Origin of the sequence: Bartonella sp. TS82HLJMH (assembly GCF_042193495.1) — a bacterium.
Classification (GTDB): Bacteria; Pseudomonadota; Alphaproteobacteria; order Rhizobiales; family Rhizobiaceae; genus Bartonella; species Bartonella grahamii.
Genome location: NZ_JBHILU010000013.1, coordinates 1 through 18,145 on the forward strand (window position 1 = coordinate 1; position 18,145 = coordinate 18,145).

Annotated in this window: 11 protein-coding genes and 1 pseudogene; 5 read left to right on the forward strand and 7 right to left on the reverse strand. The window is 37.9% G+C overall.

The genetic code is table 11. The annotated features are described in order from the left end of the window. Nucleotides 1-259 precede the first annotated feature (259 nt). From ACFIKO_RS06960 to ACFIKO_RS06970, 3 genes are all read left to right on the forward strand, one after another. Entirely contained in the window at nt 260-652 is a 393-nt protein-coding gene (locus ACFIKO_RS06960; protein WP_375620105.1) for a Fur family transcriptional regulator, read from the forward strand. A gap of 155 nt (nt 653-807) precedes the next feature. After that, complete coding sequence (locus tag ACFIKO_RS06965) at nt 808-1,902, forward strand: HlyD family secretion protein (protein ID WP_375620106.1); 1,095 nt, start codon at nt 808-810, stop codon at nt 1,900-1,902. A 22-nt stretch (nt 1,903-1,924) separates the two neighbouring features. After that, entirely contained in the window at nt 1,925-3,496 is a 1,572-nt protein-coding gene (locus ACFIKO_RS06970) for a DHA2 family efflux MFS transporter permease subunit (RefSeq protein ID WP_375673581.1), read from the forward strand. A gap of 1,163 nt (nt 3,497-4,659) precedes the next feature. Here the strand turns inward: ACFIKO_RS06970 and ACFIKO_RS06975 are convergent. From ACFIKO_RS06975 to ACFIKO_RS06985, 3 genes are all read right to left on the reverse strand, one after another. Then, nucleotides 4,660-5,244, reverse strand: coding sequence for a GNAT family N-acetyltransferase (locus ACFIKO_RS06975; protein WP_375673582.1), 585 nt, complete (start codon nt 5,242-5,244; stop codon nt 4,660-4,662). 75 nt (nt 5,245-5,319) lie between these two features. After that, nucleotides 5,320-6,453 carry a type III PLP-dependent enzyme gene (locus tag ACFIKO_RS06980; RefSeq protein WP_375673583.1) on the reverse strand — a complete coding sequence of 378 codons (1,134 nt, stop codon included), beginning with the start codon at nt 6,451-6,453 and terminating at the stop codon, nt 5,320-5,322. Between the two features lie 1,700 nt (nt 6,454-8,153). Further along, nucleotides 8,154-9,071 carry a rhodanese-related sulfurtransferase gene (locus tag ACFIKO_RS06985; RefSeq protein WP_375620110.1) on the reverse strand — a complete coding sequence of 306 codons (918 nt, stop codon included), beginning with the start codon at nt 9,069-9,071 and terminating at the stop codon, nt 8,154-8,156. A 115-nt stretch (nt 9,072-9,186) separates the two neighbouring features. On the opposite strand from ACFIKO_RS06985, the gene eda reads away from it, so the two are divergent. After that, nucleotides 9,187-9,852, forward strand: a complete 666-nt coding sequence (eda, locus tag ACFIKO_RS06990) for a bifunctional 4-hydroxy-2-oxoglutarate aldolase/2-dehydro-3-deoxy-phosphogluconate aldolase (RefSeq protein WP_375620111.1) — start codon at nt 9,187-9,189, stop codon at nt 9,850-9,852. On the opposite strand, the pseudogene ACFIKO_RS06995 reads toward eda, so the two are convergent. Both ACFIKO_RS06995 and ACFIKO_RS07000 read right to left on the reverse strand, forming a co-directional pair. Then, nucleotides 9,831-10,279: pseudogene (locus ACFIKO_RS06995) on the reverse strand (ferredoxin--NADP reductase); the annotation flags it as partial. The gene eda and the pseudogene ACFIKO_RS06995 sit on opposite strands and share 22 nt — an antisense overlap. An 18-nt stretch (nt 10,280-10,297) precedes the next feature. Next, entirely contained in the window at nt 10,298-11,125 is an 828-nt protein-coding gene (locus tag ACFIKO_RS07000) for a ferredoxin--NADP reductase (RefSeq protein ID WP_375620112.1), read from the reverse strand. Between the two features lie 1,100 nt (nt 11,126-12,225). Here ACFIKO_RS07000 and alr point away from each other — a divergent pair. After that, on the forward strand, nt 12,226-13,341 hold the full coding sequence (gene alr, locus ACFIKO_RS07005) for an alanine racemase (RefSeq protein ID WP_375620113.1): 1,116 nt from the start codon (nt 12,226-12,228) through the stop codon (nt 13,339-13,341). A gap of 1,629 nt (nt 13,342-14,970) precedes the next feature. On the opposite strand, the gene gcvP is transcribed toward alr, so the two are convergent. Both gcvP and gcvH read right to left on the reverse strand, forming a co-directional pair. Beyond that, a complete protein-coding gene (gene gcvP, locus ACFIKO_RS07010) occupies nt 14,971-17,766 on the reverse strand; it encodes an aminomethyl-transferring glycine dehydrogenase (protein WP_375673594.1) in 2,796 nt (931 codons plus the stop codon). Nucleotides 17,767-17,771: 5 nt separating this feature from the next. Continuing rightward, entirely contained in the window at nt 17,772-18,140 is a 369-nt protein-coding gene (gene gcvH / locus ACFIKO_RS07015; RefSeq protein WP_015856760.1) for a glycine cleavage system protein GcvH, read from the reverse strand. Nucleotides 18,141-18,145 lie beyond the last annotated feature (5 nt).

Here is an 18,145-nt window from a genome sequence, read left to right on the forward strand (position 1 = left end):
TTACTTTTTTCAAAAATAAAATATCGTAAACAACTGGTTGTATTTCAATACATTACACTAAAATAAAAATAAAACTTCCTTGCTAGATAACAGCGGCTTTCAGATTATAATACCCCTCCCCTCACAACGATTGCAATTTTTCTTACATATCACAATGATGTCATGTAAAAGACTAAGGATAGAGTACATACTATAATCACCATTGCATAAACCTCTTACACACTTTATGCTTTGCCATGAGAGTAAAAGGAAGATGTCAATGTCATCTAAACTGACGCGTAACCAGACATTGGTTTTAAACACTTTAAAAAATGCAAAAGGGCCTTTAAGTGCTTATGCGATTCTCAATCAATTACGCGAAGAAGGTTTTCGTGCACCTCTCCAAGTTTATCGTGCGTTAGAAAAACTCGTACAGTTAAAGTGTATTCATCGTCTTGAAAGTGTAAATGCCTTTATGGTCTGTTTACACCCTGAAAACTGTCAACATGAACTTACAACGTTCATAATTTGCGAAAACTGTGGCACAGTCAATGAAATACAAAATCAAACGATTGTATCGAGTTTAAAACAGATGGTTCAAGCTGTTGACTTCCAAGCCCACAAAAGCACCCTAGAAGTACGAGGTCTTTGTAAAAAATGCATAACAAAATAAGACCTTGAACTTGCAAGTTCATATTTTTAGCATTATGTTTCAAAAATTATCTTATTGCTTGAAAAGCTCTTATCGTCCTTGCATGTATATCACCCTAGTCTATAGTGATGGGTTTATTATACTCAGTGGAACATAAATATTGAAAGTATAAAATCATGTCCGTAGCTGAGACAATTTTTTCAACCAAAAATTTCAATAAAACGCAACAAAAGAAAGCAATCAAGGCTCTTCTTATTGTCTTTGCACTTTTTGTGCTTTGGTTTAGCTATAAGTGGATAACGCAATGGCGTTATATGCTCGCCACTGAAGATGCCTATGTGCAAGGAGATATAGCAGCTATTGCGACTAAATTAAATGGATATATTGCAAAAATTGCCATTAAAGCCAACCAAGTTGTAAAAAAGGACGATGTTTTATTTTACCTAGACAATGGTGATTATCAAATAGCCTTGGATCAAACAGAAGCGCATCTTAACACACAGAAAAAAACACTTCTACGCATTGATGCACAAATCACAGCCGCTCATAGTGCTTTAGATGATGCAAAAGCACAAAAAGAAGCCGCTTCAGCCATAGCAACCAATGCACAACTCAGCTTAAAACGTGTAACAGAACTGAAAAAAAATCGTTATGCTCCTCAATCCGATGTCGATGATGCCAAATCAGCTTATGAACAAGCCATTGCGAATGTTAACAGAGCGGATGCACAAATAGCTGCAGCACGTGCAAATATCCGAGTGCTAGAAGCGCAACGAAGTGAAACGGAAAGCCAAACAAAGAGTTTAGAGCTCACGCGTGAAAAAGCACAACGTGATCTTGATTCGACTATTATACGAGCACCATTTGATGGAGTTATAGGAAATTTAACAGCAAAAACAGGAGATTTTGTTGTAAATGGCCAACGTCTTGCGGCGTTAGTCCCCATACATGCACTTTATATTGAAGCAAACTATAAAGAAACACAGTTGCAAAATATTCACCCAGGACAAAAGGCTTATATTGCTATTGATGCCTTCAAAAAGGAATTTTTTACAGGAAAAGTGCTTTCTATTTCGCCCGCAACAGGCGCTGTTTTTTCTCTTTTGCCTCCACAAAATGCTACTGGTAACTTTACAAAGATTGTCCAGCGCATTCCCGTACGTATTTCTATTCCAGAAGAAGTCTTAAAAAACGGACATATCCGAGCAGGAATGAGTGTTTCAGTGAAAGTTGATACACGTACAAAGCCACAAGATAAAAGTCTCTTATAACAAAAAAGTAGAAGATCTTACGATGACATCTTCCATACCAGAGCCTATACAGTCTCACGAACGCATCGAATTGCATAAAATTGTAGTTTTTATTGCTATGTCTTTTGGCATGTTTATGGCAATCTTAGATATCCAAATCGTTTCCTCTTCTTTAGCTGAAATTCAAGCAGGTCTTGCAGCAAGCTCTGAAGAAATTTCATGGGTTCAAACCTCCTACCTCATCGCTGAAGTCATCATGTTGCCGCTTTCTGGATTTTTAGGACGATTACTTTCAACACGTGTTTTCTTCACCTTATCAGCTATCGGTTTTACGATTACTTCTGTTCTTTGTGCAACGGCAACATCTATTGGAGAGATGATTGTGTATCGCGCGCTACAAGGTTTTATTGGTGGTGGAATTATCCCTAGTGTTTTTGTTGCCTCCTATGTTCTTTTTCCTCCTTCCAAACGTCCTATTGTTACTCCTATCGTCGGACTGGTCGCAACATTAGCCCCTACCATTGGTCCAACCGTGGGAGGCTACATTTGTCATCTCTCATCATGGCATTGGCTCTTTCTCATCAATGTACCCTTCGGGATTATCATCTCAATTCTCGCTTGGAAATTAATTGATTTTGATAAAGCTGATCCCTCTTTAATGAAGAAATTTGATTGGTTAGGCCTCATTTCTATGGCTACTTTCTTGGGAACTTTAGAGTATGTTCTAGAAGAAGGAGCACGTCATGATTGGCTGAATGATAGGCTGATTCGGGATTTTTTCATTATCATGATTCTTGCTGCAGCCTTATTCTTCTGGCGTGCTTTTACAGCAAAAGAACCCATTGTAGATCTCTCTACTTTTTCTAATTTTAATTTTTCAGCTGCATCCATTTTTTCCTTTGCACTGGGAATAGGTCTTTATGGACTCACATACCTTTATCCTGTCTATTTAAGCCAAATCCGCCATTATGATGCCCTCATGATTGGAGAAACATTGTTTCTTTCAGGATTCGCCATGTTATTAACTGCTCCGCTTGCTGGATTTCTTTCAGCACGAATCGATGCACGTTTAATGATGGCAATAGGACTTTTGGGTTTTGCAATAGGCACTTGGATGGCGAGCTCTATCACAGATAACTGGGATTTTTGGCAGCTCTTTTGGCCACAAGTTTTCCGTGGTGCTTCTGTAATGTTATGTATGGTTCCTGTTAATAATATTGCCTTGGGAACACTCCCGCCAGAACGAATGCAAAATGCTTCTGGACTCTTTAATCTCACACGGAATCTAGGTGGTGCTGTAGGGCTTGCCATTATCAGCACTCTCATGACAAAACGCACAGACTTCCATTATGAACGAATAGCTGAAACGCTTAACCACGCAAACAGACAAGCAACTGAAATGCTTTCAAAGCTTACTTTATTTTTCAAAACAGAAACCTTTGATTCGTATACTCTTGCTCTTTCTCAATTGTTTGGTATGGTACGCATACAAGCAACGATTATGGCTTTTAGTGATATTTTCTTTATCATAACCATTATCTTTGGTACTTTGACTTTTATGACCATTTTTCTTAAAAAAATACCACCTCTCATGGATTCACCACCAAGTCACTAAACTTAATTAAAATTGAGAAATATTTTTCATCCTTATCACTTTCCTCGCTTCTTATGCACTTTATCTCTTCTCACGAGACAGTATAAATTAACTTCTGATTCTAAATGATTCTTCTGATAAAAATTCTTTTCAATGCGAGCTCTTTATGCATTTAAAAATAACTTCTCGTATACAAAAATTATCTTAGATGATATAAACAAAGAACTTATCTAAAGTGCTCTACACCATAAAGATAAAGCAGCTATTTCTATAAAATTTTTGATTTATGACCATAGGGCAAAAACATTAAAACAATATTTGCGTCTGTCATTAAATCTGTCATCTATTTATCCCCCTTTTTACGCTACTATCCTCATAAAAACTATGCTGTAAGATTCTTTGCCCTTCACTCTTTGATTCTCACACGAATATTTATAAAAGATTGATGATTCTTGTGAATTTTATTCACGCCCCTATTTCCCTTATAATATGTAGGATAACGTTTTTTGATTCTAAATGAAAAATTTTACATGAGAAAATCATTTTGTATGAGATACTTTCATGCCAATTACAAAACGATTAACCTTTATAGCAAAAAAGTGATGATATATTTTTTTCAAAAAAAGCTGCCTTTGAACATGTAATTTTATTTTTTTACACTCTTTTAAAAAAGCTGATACTTACAATTTTGATTCTACTGCTGCATACTTTTCTTTCTTAAGCCCTTTCTCTTTCAACAAGCGCTAAAGTTGTATAAAATTTCTCGAAATGTCTCTCTATTGAACCAATCACGACTATTCCCTTGTACATAAAAAGCAGAGAGATAAAACTGTTTAAGAAAAAAGTAAAATATCCAACCGTTTTGATGCAAGGTCTACCAACGATATTGAAAACTGAAAAACTGCATGATGATACCTGCTTTAAAAGAATACAAGACCACTCAAAAATCCGGTTCCTTTAATATTATAAAATAGGACGCTATTCCAAAAAATGAGCTTGAAATATATTCCTACTCACTTAACTGAAATTATCAAAAATAAGAAATCAGCCCCATAAAGAAAAAGTCATATAATAAAATCGCAATACCACTCCCCAAAACTTTGTACCACTAAATACTTTGGCACTCGTCAAAACAGTATGCTCTCCTCAATGCCAACTGTTGAAAAACAAAATAAACACTATCTTCAAGCCACTTTATGATGCTGAAAACGATTTGAAACTTCTCGTTCTCCACTAGGAACTAAAGTGCCATAACACCCAGCAAGATAATGTGGTATCAGTTCCAACGCTTGAAAGCGATGCTTTTCATAAGGACCAGGCATTGCCAAATTTTCTGTTAAACTATTTGAAAAGCCAAAACGTTGATAAAACTCAAAATCCCCTACCAGCAAAATGGCGCCATATCCTAATTTTTTTGCTGTTTCAATTGCATGGCGGACTAAAATTGATCCTATTCCCATACCAGCAAATTCAGATGCGACAGCCAAGGGGCCCAAAAGTAAAGCATGTTGTGTTTTATTTTTTCCTTTAGAAAAAGACACATGCCAAAGACGGACACTTCCCACAAGCTCTCCAAGCGCATTTTTAACCACAAAAGAAAGTCCTTGAGCAGCTAACCGACCACGACGTAAAGCCTCTGATGATTTACGTTTACGTCCATACCCCATCGTTGAATCAAGCAAATTTTCTCGATAAGGCTTATCTGCTTCTTGCTCCAATAAAAGTGTAAAACATGCCCCATCTTTTGTTTGAAAATTCATCATGTTCATCTCAAGAACCGCCCTCTTATAGCGCCATGACGAGCATAGCAAAAAGTCTAAAAAACCTATAGTTAAAAGGAAACCTCAAATCACATATGATCGTAAAGGCTCAAAACCATTAAAAGCAACCGATGCGTAAGTTGTTGTGTAAGCACCCGTTCCATGAATCAATATTTCATCTCCTATCGTTAAGGATAGAGGAAGCGGATAAGGTGTTTTTTCATAGAGAACATCTGCCGAATCGCATGTTGGTCCAGCCAAAATACAAGGCTCCATAACCTTATCATCATGAGGTGTCTCAATAGGATAACGAATGGCTTCATCCATAGTCTCAGCAAGACCATTAAATTTTCCAATATCAAGATAAACCCATCGTACATTATCATTATCAGCTTTTTTGGATATCAGAACCACTTCTGTACGAATAACACCAGCATTGCCAACCATCGCTCGCCCAGGCTCAATAATCGTCTCAGGGATACGATTACCAAAATGCTTTTTCAATGAATCAAAAACTGCTGTACCATAAGCTTGTTCTGTAGGGACATCTTTCAAATAACGCGTTGGAAAACCGCCCCCCATATTCACCAACCTCAGCGAAATGCCTTCTTGTTCCAAACGCTTAAAAACTGTAGCAGCATCCGATAAAGCACGATCCCACGCACTCAGATCAACCTGCTGAGACCCAACATGAAAAGAAACACCATAGGCTTGTAAACCTAATTGGTGTGCCCGTCTTAAAACATCAACCGCCATAGCAGGGACACAACCGAATTTGCGTGACAATGGCCACTCTGCACCTTTTCCATCAGTAAGAACACGGCAAAAAACACGTGTTCCTGGAGCAACACGCGCAATTTTTTCCACTTCTTCAACACAATCAACTGCATAAAGTGAAACACCCAATGCATATGCTCGTGCAATATCACGTTCTTTTTTAATCGTATTCCCAAAAGAAATACGCTCTGACGTTGCTCCTGCTTTTAAAGCCATTTCAATTTCTGCAACAGAAGCTGCATCAAAAGAAGATCCTAAAGAATTCAGCAAACGCAAGATTTCAGGTGCTGGATTTGCCTTTATTGCGTAAAAAATACGAGACTGCGGCAGAGCTTTTTCAAAATTTAAATAGTTGTCACGAACAACATCAAGGTCAACAATTAAGCATGGACCTTCAGAACGATGTGTTGCAAGAAAATCGCGAATACGTTGCGTTGCCATCTGCAATTCTCCTTGAGGGAAAGCTCCCCCACTCTATGCTTGGACAGCCAAAGCTGCCAAAAGCTAAAGGACAAAAAACACACAACAACCATCCCCATTCTGATTACAAAAAACCAGAAATTAGCATTGCATGCAGCGAAAGAACAGCGCGAAGCCGCGTTATTCTATTTTATCTGCCTTTTTGATTGGAGTTGAGAAAACCACTTCCGCACTGAAGGCAATGAGGTGTGCCTCTATAGTTATCCCAGCATTTAAAACTGGAAGACACCAGAAAGGCCCGCACCGTCGTTGCTTCAAGATGTCCTCATTCTTGCAATTGGCTGTAAGAATGACTGGAGCGGTTAGTTCCAGGTACCGTACCGGTTAATCTCACCATTTGAGAACCAGCGGACACCCACAGGCACGTGCGACTTTGGGCAATGCATCCTATAAAACGAATTCTTGCTCATTTCAATCATTTTTTTAATTTTAAACATTTTTTAATTCTTAAAGATAAAATGATGCGAAAAAACAACTCTCTCCTCCACCAGACAAAGCTATCTATCCGCTTTCATGAGATGACACCCCTTACATTATCCGTGCAACATAAATCACTGTCTTGCCTTTAAAGCCCCTCGTTTCTTTGCCCTATTCTATCTCCTAATATGGCCCATAGAAAATAACGCAAAATAAATTACTCAACACATTAATTTATAATGATAATTTATTATTTTTCCCTTAAACAAAAATCTCATCATAAAATTCTCTTATTTCAACCCTCTTACAATGAATCAATTAAGATCATTCTTTTGCGCATCACAAATAAAAAACAATTGAAAAAAGAGGAACCTCTTATATATCCTTTAAAATGCAAGGATGACCAACATTGAAAACTGGGGAAGTAACAACTGAAGCACCATTATCTTTAAAGATAACGATGTCTTTCCTCCAACCAATACCATTATCTTTCTTATTTACATCCTAAAAAACATCCCTGTTTCCACATTCATTTCACAGCATCGCTTAAGCAAGATATCATGAAAATTCCCCGTATAATATAGCTTGTGTAGTATAGATTAACGACATCTCACCCTCTTTATACTTATGAAATTACAAACCTGTACCCCCATTCTATCTGCCAACTCCCAATATTGCAAAAACTCCTACATTGAAATGTTTCATAACACCTTATCTAAAATGATTTTTGTCCATACGTTTCTCCCATTTGTAACGTACAAGTGAATGAGTTTTACGTGATTCGTTCTCATCTAATCTGAAAGCAATGAAGTTCACAATATTTAACTCTTTTATTCAAATAAAAATAATTTATCATTATAAATTAATGTATTATATTAAATTCTGGAATCATAAACTCCTATTATCATTTTATTTTTGCCACCTAGCATCTGCTTTTTCATCTCCTTTTATTAATCACATCTTATTCATACGCTTTTCTCTTAAGCTATAAATCTCCCTCCCCTGCACTGTTGGTAAAGAGAGTTTCTATTTTAAAATGAAAAGTATTTAAAAACTCAATCCTATAAAATGTAAGGAGAGCAAACGATCTATCATGATTATTTATAAATCAAATAATTTAACATAGACAAAAAGACCGAATAATATCCGGTCTTATAAAATATTTTCTACTAATATCAAAACACTCTTTTCTCTTAAATTTAAGAGAAAAACGCTAAAATTTACAGCCCTACACTGCGCTATCCTTATGTCCCTTGATGAGAATCAATTGCACGCAACTTCAACAATTGAAACTGCCTATGGCGCTCACGAAAGCGCTCTCTATCGGCTTCACTACGCGTGTTATAACAAGCATCACAGGAAACACCTTCCTCATAATGAGGCGATAATTTGCTTTCAGCATTGATAGGGGAACGACAAGCGCGACATAATTCGCGTCCACATTCTTCAAGACCATGTTGAACAGAAACACGCTCATCAAAAACAAAACACTCACCCCACCATAAACTTTCTTCTTTTGGAATTTTTTCTAAATATTTTAGAATACCTCCTTTTAGATGGTACACCTGCTCATAACCAAGTTCACGAACATAAGCTGTTGATTTTTCACACCGAATACCACCTGTACAAAACATAGCAATTTTCTTTTTCTTCTTTAAATCAGCTTCATGTTGACGCACCCATTCAGGAAATTCGCGAAATGTTTTAATCTGCGGATCAATTGCTCCTTGAAAACTTCCAATTGCATATTCATAATCATTACGCGTATCGATCAAAATTGTCTCTTCATCTTGAATAAGAGCATTCCAATCTTCAGGATCCACATAAGTACCAACAACTTTTAGCGGATCAACACCTTCAACCCCCATTGTCACAATCTCTTTTTTCAACCGCACTTTCATGCGATGAAAAGGCATTTTTGATGCCCATGAATATTTAATCTCCGGCGTTTGAAACACTGGCTCAGCCGTAATAAAATCCACCAATGCCTCAATCGCAGCACAAGAACCAGCAACCGTTCCATTAATTCCCTCTTGTGCTAAAAGCAGAGTGCCTTTGATATCCTTTGCTTGACATAAATCCTGCAAAGGTTTTTGTAATTGATGATAATGCTTCAAATCTGCAAAGCAATAAAGTGCAGCAACTTTAAAATTCTTTTCCATGTGTTTTGCCATAACGCGCGTTTCATTCAATTTCAAGATTTATTCATATACTCTTTAACATATTGTGCTTTATCAAACGATACAAATAATATCATCTCCAAGAAGAAAAAATATCATGTGCCAAAAAAGAGAAAAGCTTTTACTATATCTCCAAGGACAAACTGTTATACCTGTTTTGCTCATTGACAATCTACAAAGTGCCGTACCCTTAACACGCGCTCTTGTCAAAGGCGGATTAAAAACAATTGAGATCACCTTGCGAACACAAAATGCCCTCAAAGCAATTCAGAAAATTACACAAGAAGTCCCTGAAGCAATTGTTGGAGCCGGAACAATTCTCAACACAACACATTACGAAAAAGCCGAACAAGCTGGAGCCAAATTTATTGTAAGCCCCGGATTATCAAATGAATTAATCAATTGTGCAAAAAATAGTGAAATTCCCCTTCTTCCCGCTGCAATGACCCCAAGTGAACTCATACAAGCATTAAACAAAGGCTATTCATATCTCAAATTTTTCCCAGCTGAAGCCGCTGGAGGTATTTCCTTCATCGAAGCTTTAGCATCTCCCTTCTCTGATATCCGATTTTGCCCAACAGGCGGTATTACACAAAAAAGTGCAACACAATGGCTCCAACTGCCTAACGTCTTCTGCGTTGGCGGTTCTTGGATAGCACCCCAACAACTCATTGCAATAAATGATTGGGATTCGATTACTGCATTAGCATATACTGCATCGCAACTTCCCTCTCCCTCGAAAAAAGCTCTTTCTACAATATAATGTAAAATGCAAGAACATCAGCCCCTTCAACAAAATCAAAGCTTTCACACATCCTTGCGCAATCTTTAACATTGTCATAAAACCACAAATCATCACCCGATCTTCATCGAGATGAATTTAGGAGAGTGCTATTGTTTCAAAGCCGCTTGTTTCAAAAAAGCATCCACTCTCTATAACAGTCGTAGCACGCCCCATATGCTCAGAAAGCTCACGAGTGGTCATAAAATAAAATTTCAGCTGTTATGCATGTGCCCCAATGAGTGGATCTTGTTGCAAAGAGGAAACAAGATCTTTTGCATAAACTAACTCACTCTGCTCACGCGTTGTTTAAAGTAAGGACAACTTCTGAAAATTTTTCATAAGTATCAGGATCACGAATAAAGCTTGCAAAAGGAAAAAAACCGTACCGGTTTGAAAGAAGATAAAGCATCAACTTCCCCACTCATTATCCCACAAAAGCGCGCTCTACAACATAAGTAGCAGGAGCATTATTGGCCCCTTCAACAAGACCAAAACTTTCACACATCCTTGCACAATCTTTTAACATTGCCATGGAACCACAAATCATCACCCGATCTTCATCAGGATGAATTTTAGGAAGGCCGGTTGTTTCAAAAAAGCACCCGCTCTCCATAACAGTCGTAATACGCCCCATATGCTCAGAAGGCTCACGAGTAGTCATAGGATAAAATTTCAACTGTTGTGCATATGCCCCAATGAGAGGATCTTGTTGCAAAGAGGAAACAAGATCTTTTGCATAAACTAACTCACTCTGCTCACGCGTTGTTTGAATAAGGACAACTTCTGAAAATTTTTCATAAGTTTCAGGATCACGAATAAGGCTTGCAAAAGGAGCAACCCCCGTCCCAGTTGAAAGAAGATAAAGCCGTTTTCCAGGAATAAGAGCATCAAGAACCAGTGTTCCTGTAGATTTTTTACGCATGAGAACTATATCACCAATTTTAATTTTTTGGAGATGCTCGGTTAAAGGTCCCCCTGGAACTTTTATCGAAAAAAACTCAAGCTGTTCATCCCAAAAGGGACTTGCAATCGAATAAGCGCGATAAACCGGCTTTTCTGCATTTGGCAAACCGATCATAACAAACTCACCCGAACGAAAACGAAAACTGTCCGGGCGATTCAAACGGAATTTAAATAACCGATCTGTATAGTGACAAACCTCTTGGACAGTAAGGGCGAACACATTCTCAGGAATCGGAAAATTTGCAACGCTGCTGATGTTTGACGGAACATTGGTAGCAGACGTATTCATACTCTTCCCCATATCTTTATTGAACGTTAAATTTCGAATCCTTGACGTGATATAGTACTTGCATAACCATCTGCCAACAATTTTCTTAAAACAAAAATCTCAAGATTAACACTTTATTAAACGAATGAGGAAAATACGAATACAAATCACATTCAAAGAAAAATAAAAACATTGCATATTAAACAATCACGGTACTCTTTTCCCCTTTAACACATAAAGCATATTTCCATTGTAACGCTATAACACTCTCTCGCTTAACAAAACTTATGACCCAAAACCTTCAAATAAGAGAGATAAAATTTTTGTTGATTGAACGATAACTGCACGAATCTCCAACAAGATTTCCGACATTCCATCTATTGTTTTCGTTACTGACCTTTTTACACTGCGTTTTCCATAAATATCCATAAATAAAAGAGTCTAACGCGCTCTATAAGCGATAAAATTGATTTCACTTAAAACCAATCAAACGATAGAAAGTAAATATTGGATACCCAATCCATCTTGAAAACCAACAATATCCAAATCAACGGGTTTTCTAAATCAACAGTTTTTAATGTATCAGAAAGTGTTTACACACTGTTTTCCATTTAACAAAAATAACTTTAAGTGCATGAGAGACATCCAAAATTGCACAGATAAGTGATCTTCCCCCCATGATAGAAAACTTGTCATGCATTGATTTAGAGTGGTTAATTTAATCATTTTACCTCCTCTGAATAAGCAACCAATGCATGTTTAATCAAAACAATCGCACCAGCAACAACAGCCTAATCTTGCACTCTTCAAAATGATACAATACAATAAACTATGTTTTATTTTTTTATATGCCTCAACTAGGGAAAATAAGTAAAAAACAAAAGTCTATGTTTTACAAATTATTAGAAGATACCGTGTTGCTAACAACACAAATAAAACTAAAATATCTCTTATATCCAGAGTAGCATTTTACATAAAAAACGACTTTAAGGGCGCATAATTCAGTATAAGCTCCTTATGATTTTGACCATAGAAAATAGTGTCTTTCCCTAATATCGTAAAGAACCTCAATGAAATAACCAAAAAATTCCGTATTTCACGAACACAGATAAGCTTTTAAAATGAAAAAATCCGTTAATGATGAAATCAATACATCACTCTATGTAGCTGTAGCAACCATCGATGTCAGTGCCATTGTTTCCAATTATATCACTTTAGCCAAACGTGTAGCTCCAACGGAATGTTCAGCAGTTGTAAAGGCAAATGCCTATGGATTAGGAGCTCACAAAATTGCTCCTGCCCTTTATCAAGCTGGTTGTCGCACTTTTTTTGTCGCCCAAATCATAGAAGCACTCCAATTAAAAAGCATTTTACCATCAAATGTCACGATTGCCCTTCTGAATGGACTTCCACACTTAGCAGAAGAGTTTGTCGCACAATCTGGTATTGTTCCTGTTCTAAACTCTTGGAATGCCATTGAAAATTGGCAAAAAATTTGTCAAAAAAAAGATAAAAAATTTCCAGCAATTGTTCAAATCGATACCCATATGAACCGATTAGGACTGGATCAAAAAGAATTACAAAAACTCATCAAACACCCTACAATTTTCGAAAAAGCAGAAATAAAATATATTCTCAGTCATCTTTCTAACGGAGAAGATGATACCCACCCATCCAATTATGCCCAATTGGCTACTTTCAAAACTGTCCTTGCGCAATTACCTGCTTGCAAAGTTTCCTTTGCCAATTCTGGAGGTATCTTTCTAGGATCAGATTTTTATTTTGATCTTGTTCGTCCAGGCATTGCACTTTACGGAGTTGATCCGCGGGGGAAATACCCGTCACCCCTGAAACCTGTTTTAAAACTTGAGGCCCAAGTCATTCAAAACCGCGTTGTTGATATAGGCACACCTGTTGGTTATGGAGAAAGCTTTATAACCAACAGACCAAGCACTCTTTCAACCATTTCTATAGGCTACGCAGACGGCTGGCTCCGTGCTCTTTCGAATAAAGGAACAGTTTATTTCAACGGGTACAAACTTCCCATGGTTGGGCGGGTTTCTATGGATTCCATTATTGTAGATACGACCGATCTTGATCAAAAACCTCAAACAGGTGACTGGATAGAACTCATTGGACCCCATCAAACACTTGAAAAAGTATCTATAGATGCCAATACGCTTCCCAATGAAATTCTAACATCTCTTGGCTCCCGCTATAAATACATTTACATATAAAAACTCTTTAAAGAAATAAATTGATAAAAATCATCATTTTAAAAATAGAGGTTTTTTACGAAAGATTTTACAACAATCAATCACATAGAATGATCATAGAGACCGCACATGCACAGAAATCTCAAAATAGACAAGTTGATGAACTGTTTTATGGAAGTAGCTTTCACCAAAAATACAAAAGCTTAGCCTTTTCCCCATAAATTGATAAAAAAGAATCTACTGCAAAGTTTTTAAAATTAATTGCCCAATTAAACCAAAATATTAATTCCCTATACATCAAACAAAACATCCAGTCTCGTAAGTTTCTGTTATTTTCAGCTTTGTTCATAGTGGAGCAATCAAAATCATTCGCTTGTATACTACAAACTGGACCATGTGTAGATAAAAATGATTTAAGAAAAGAATAATACCTCTTATAAACCATCTCAAGTGCCACGGGCTATAGCATTAGACGGTTGGCAAAGTGTATGATGGTGCAAACTTCTTCCTTCATAGAGCATAAAGATTGGGGGGCTCTCTATAGATTTATCGTTGTACCATTCACAAGCACCGTCGCGAAATGGGATTGGGAGCGAAATGTCTCTTTAAAACAAACACGTGGATTAACAACCAAAGCATATTCTTTTTGGAGTGTTCTGTTTTACATAAGGGTTGTGCCCCCATTAAAGAACATAATCAATAAAAGCATGGAGCAATGTGTAATCGCCATTATAAAAAACATTGCTTTAGATGCTGCTGAAAGCTGTAAAGCTGAATTAAAAGGAGATGACAAACTGAGGTTTTAGTTTCACCTTTAAAGCTTTATATTTCTCTGAAATTAGATTATCTTCCAGTTTCAAATATTACGTCAACAGAAATACGCAATCCCCTCGCCATCATCTAGCCTACAAAAGCTTGAACTACTCATAAAGCTCTTTTTTGTCTCAATCTCTGACTTAAAACATGTCGCTGCGTTAAGTTTTGATGTTGATTTAGAGGCAACAGCTAAAGCACACCGGCTCTTAGAAAAACAACGCCGTAAAGTCACAAACTAACCTACAATGAATTGAAAAGATGCGCCGACTTTTTATAAGACACCCTGTAAAAAAACAACCATAATACATTTGGCTTTGCATTTACTCATTCTGACAGGTGTTCTTACATATTTTTGCATCATATTTATAAAAAGCAGATTAAAGAGAAATATTTAGACAATTCTTGACTTAAAAAGATGCAATAACAGAGTTTCGCGTGTCTTTATCATCAGAAGCACTAAAATTGATTTTATTCTTTCTGCAACCGATCGTAGTCACCTTAGTGAGAGTCGTATGTCACAACACATGCAACAGACTGGACCCTACCCCCGTAGGTTTTACTCTCGTTTACGTGAATTAGCTGGCTAAACCGATGCGCCTAATCACTAAAACCATGTCATACGGTAGAAAGCAAAGAAGAGCATGCCTATTGCCCACAAAACACAGCTTTTTTGTCGACTTTTCCGATTGTTCTCATGTTATAAAAAAACTATGCAAAATTCTAGAAAATAGACAAATAACTCTATAATAACATGATCAATAAGTAAAAAACCCACACAGAATGTGTGGGCTTTTTTGTTTATGTAAATAAACAAAGTAAATACATATTTGTTATTTAATAGGTATTTCCCAATGGCGGACACGAACAAATGAGCATTCTGTCTCCCGCAACATTATCAATACGCGATACAGGAGGCCAATATTTACTGGCTGGATCAAGGGAACTGTTGGGAAAAGCAGCTTCTTGTCGCGAATAGGGTCGTGCCCAAGCATCATCTAAAGTATCTGCCACTGTATGAGGGGCATTCACCAATGGATTATTGTCTTTTGGCCAAACCCCACGACCAACTTTCTTTGCTTCTTCAGCAATAGAGAGTAAAGCATCACAGAAACGATCAATTTCTGCTTTTGGTTCTGATTCCGTTGGCTCAATCATCAAAGTTCCCGGAACAGGGAACGACATCGTGGGCGCATGGAATCCATAATCAATAAGACGTTTTGCAATATCATCAACACTCACCCCATACTGCTCTTTCAACACACGTGTATCCACAATACATTCATGAGCAACACGTCCATGCTTGCCCCGATAAAGAATGGAATAAGCGGGTGAAAGACGTGCAGCAATATAATTGGCATTTAAAATGGCTATTTGTGTTGCATATTTTAAGCCATCAGCCCCCATCATTCGGATATACATCCATGTAATCGCAAGAATAGACGCACTTCCATAAGGAGCTGCCGAAACCGCATGTGTTGTCCCATCCTGTTCATGCCCTGGTAAGAATGGTTTGAGATGCGCTGCAACTCCAATTGGTCCCATACCAGGACCACCACCTCCATGGGGAATGGCAAATGTTTTATGAAGATTCATATGACAAACATCAGCGCCAATATCTGCAGGACGAGAAAGCCCCACAAGTGCATTGAGATTAGCGCCATCGAAATAAACTTGTCCGCCATTTTCATGAATAATAGAACAAATTTCCTTAATGCTTTCCTCATAAACACCATGTGTTGAAGGATAAGTAATCATGAGAGCAGCCAATTTATCCTTATGCAATTGCGCTTTTATTTTGAGATCATCTACATCAACATCACCATCGCTTAAACATTTTACCACAACGACTTCCATACCTGCCATATGTGCCGAAGCTGGATTAGTACCATGCGCAGATGCAGGAATAAGACAAACTGTACGTTGATGTTCTGCCCGTGATTGGTAATATCGTTGGATAGCCAAAAGCCCCGCATATTCACCTTGAGCACCAGAATTTGGCTGAAAAGAAACTTGCGCAAATCCTGTAATTTCGCACAACCACGCATTTAACTGATCGATCATCTCTAAATAACCCGCTGCATCCTCTTGTGAAACAAAGGGGTGTATATTGGCCATACTAGCCCAACTCACAGGCATCAATTCAGCCGCCGCATTAAGCTTCATTGTACAAGAGCCAAGAGGAATCATAGCTCGATCCAGCGCCAAATCCTTATCCGCCAAACGACGCAAAAAGCGCATCATATCTGTCTCTGAATGAACCGCATGAAAAAAAGGCTGGGAAAGAAAAGCAGCATCCCGCTTTTTGCCAAAGAGCTGTGGAGAAACCTGATCACCTAATTGTGCCCCAAAAAGCTGCGCTAAAGCACAAGCATCTTCTTCTGTCGATAATTCATCAAAATTGATTGCAATGGTGTCATCATCGAGAACACGAATAAGGCGTCCTCTCATTTTGGCTTGATGCGCGATCTCTTTCGCTTTTCCCTTCACACCAATGCTTACACAATCAAAAAAAGATTCTCCTTCACAAAAAACACCTGCAGCCTTTAAACCAGCAACAAAACGACATGTTAAATGATGAATTCGCTGCGCAATTTCTTGTAAACCTTTCGGCCCATGCCAAACAGCATAAGCGGTTGCCATATTAGCCAACAAAGCCTGAGCTGTACAAATATTTGACGTCGCTTTATCGCGCCGAATATGTTGTTCACGTGTTTGCAAAGCTAAACGAAAACCAACACGCCCTCTCGTATCCACGGATTGACCAACAATACGCCCTGGAATAAAACGCGTTAACGCATCACTCACTGCAAGGTAACCAGCATGTGGACCACCAAAGCCCATTGGAACGCCATAACGCTGCATAGAGCCAACAACGATATCTGCCCCCCATTGAGCAGGTGGCTCCATAAGAGTAAGTGCTAAAGGATCAGCCACAACGATAACTAAAGCTCCCTTTTCCTTTGCCTCTTTTATGATCTCACTGTAATCATGAAAAGCACCTTTTGTATCTGGCCAAGATAAAACAATTGCCGCTGTATTAGAACAAATTTTCCTCTCTTGGCTGATACAAATACCTTGTGTTTCAGCACGCGTTTGCGCAACACTTAAAGTCTGAGGATGTAAAAGACTCTGAAGAGAAATTTTTGTTTTTTTCTCACGAGAAAAGCGAAAAGCGAGGGCATTGGCTTCAGCTAAAGCGGTTGCTTCATCAAGAAGGGAAGCAGCAGCAACAGGCAAACCTGTGAGTTCACTCACCAATGTCTGAAAATAAAACAAAAGTTCTAAACGACCTTGGCTAATTTCTGCTTGATACGGCGTATAAGCAGTATACCAAGCAGGATTTTCAAACAGATTTCGTAAAATAACTGGGGGGACATGAGTTCCATGATATCCTTGCCCAATAAAACTTTTGTGCACACAATTACGCTGCATCATCTTGGAGAGTTCTTCCAAGGCTTGTCCTTCACTAGCAGCCTTTGGTAAATTAAGTGAACGTCCCAAATGGATAGAATGTGGAACAGCTTGAGAAATGAGTGTATCAACACAATCAAGCTCTAAAACATCAAGCATTTTTTGTGTTTCATCAGGACGCAACCCAATATGTCGAGAAGAAAAAGAACGCTCGATCATGATACTCATCCAATCAAAGCCTTATAAGCATCTTTATCCAACAACCCTTCCAGTTGTGTCTCATCCTGCAATGTCATTTTCCATAACCAGCCTTCTGTTTCGGCTTTCTGATTTACCAATTCAGGATGATCAGCCAATGCTTCATTTATTTCGACCACTTCACCATCAAGAGGAGCATAAACATCTGAAGCGGCTTTCACCGATTCCACAACAGCAGCTGCCTCTCCTTTGGAAAGTTTTGTCCCACTTTGTGGTAAATCAACAAAAACCAAATCTCCTAATTGCTCTTGCGCATAATGCGTAACCCCAACAGTCACCACTTTTCCTTCAACGCTAAGCCATTCATGGTCTTGTGTAAAATAAGTTTTAGACATAAAAA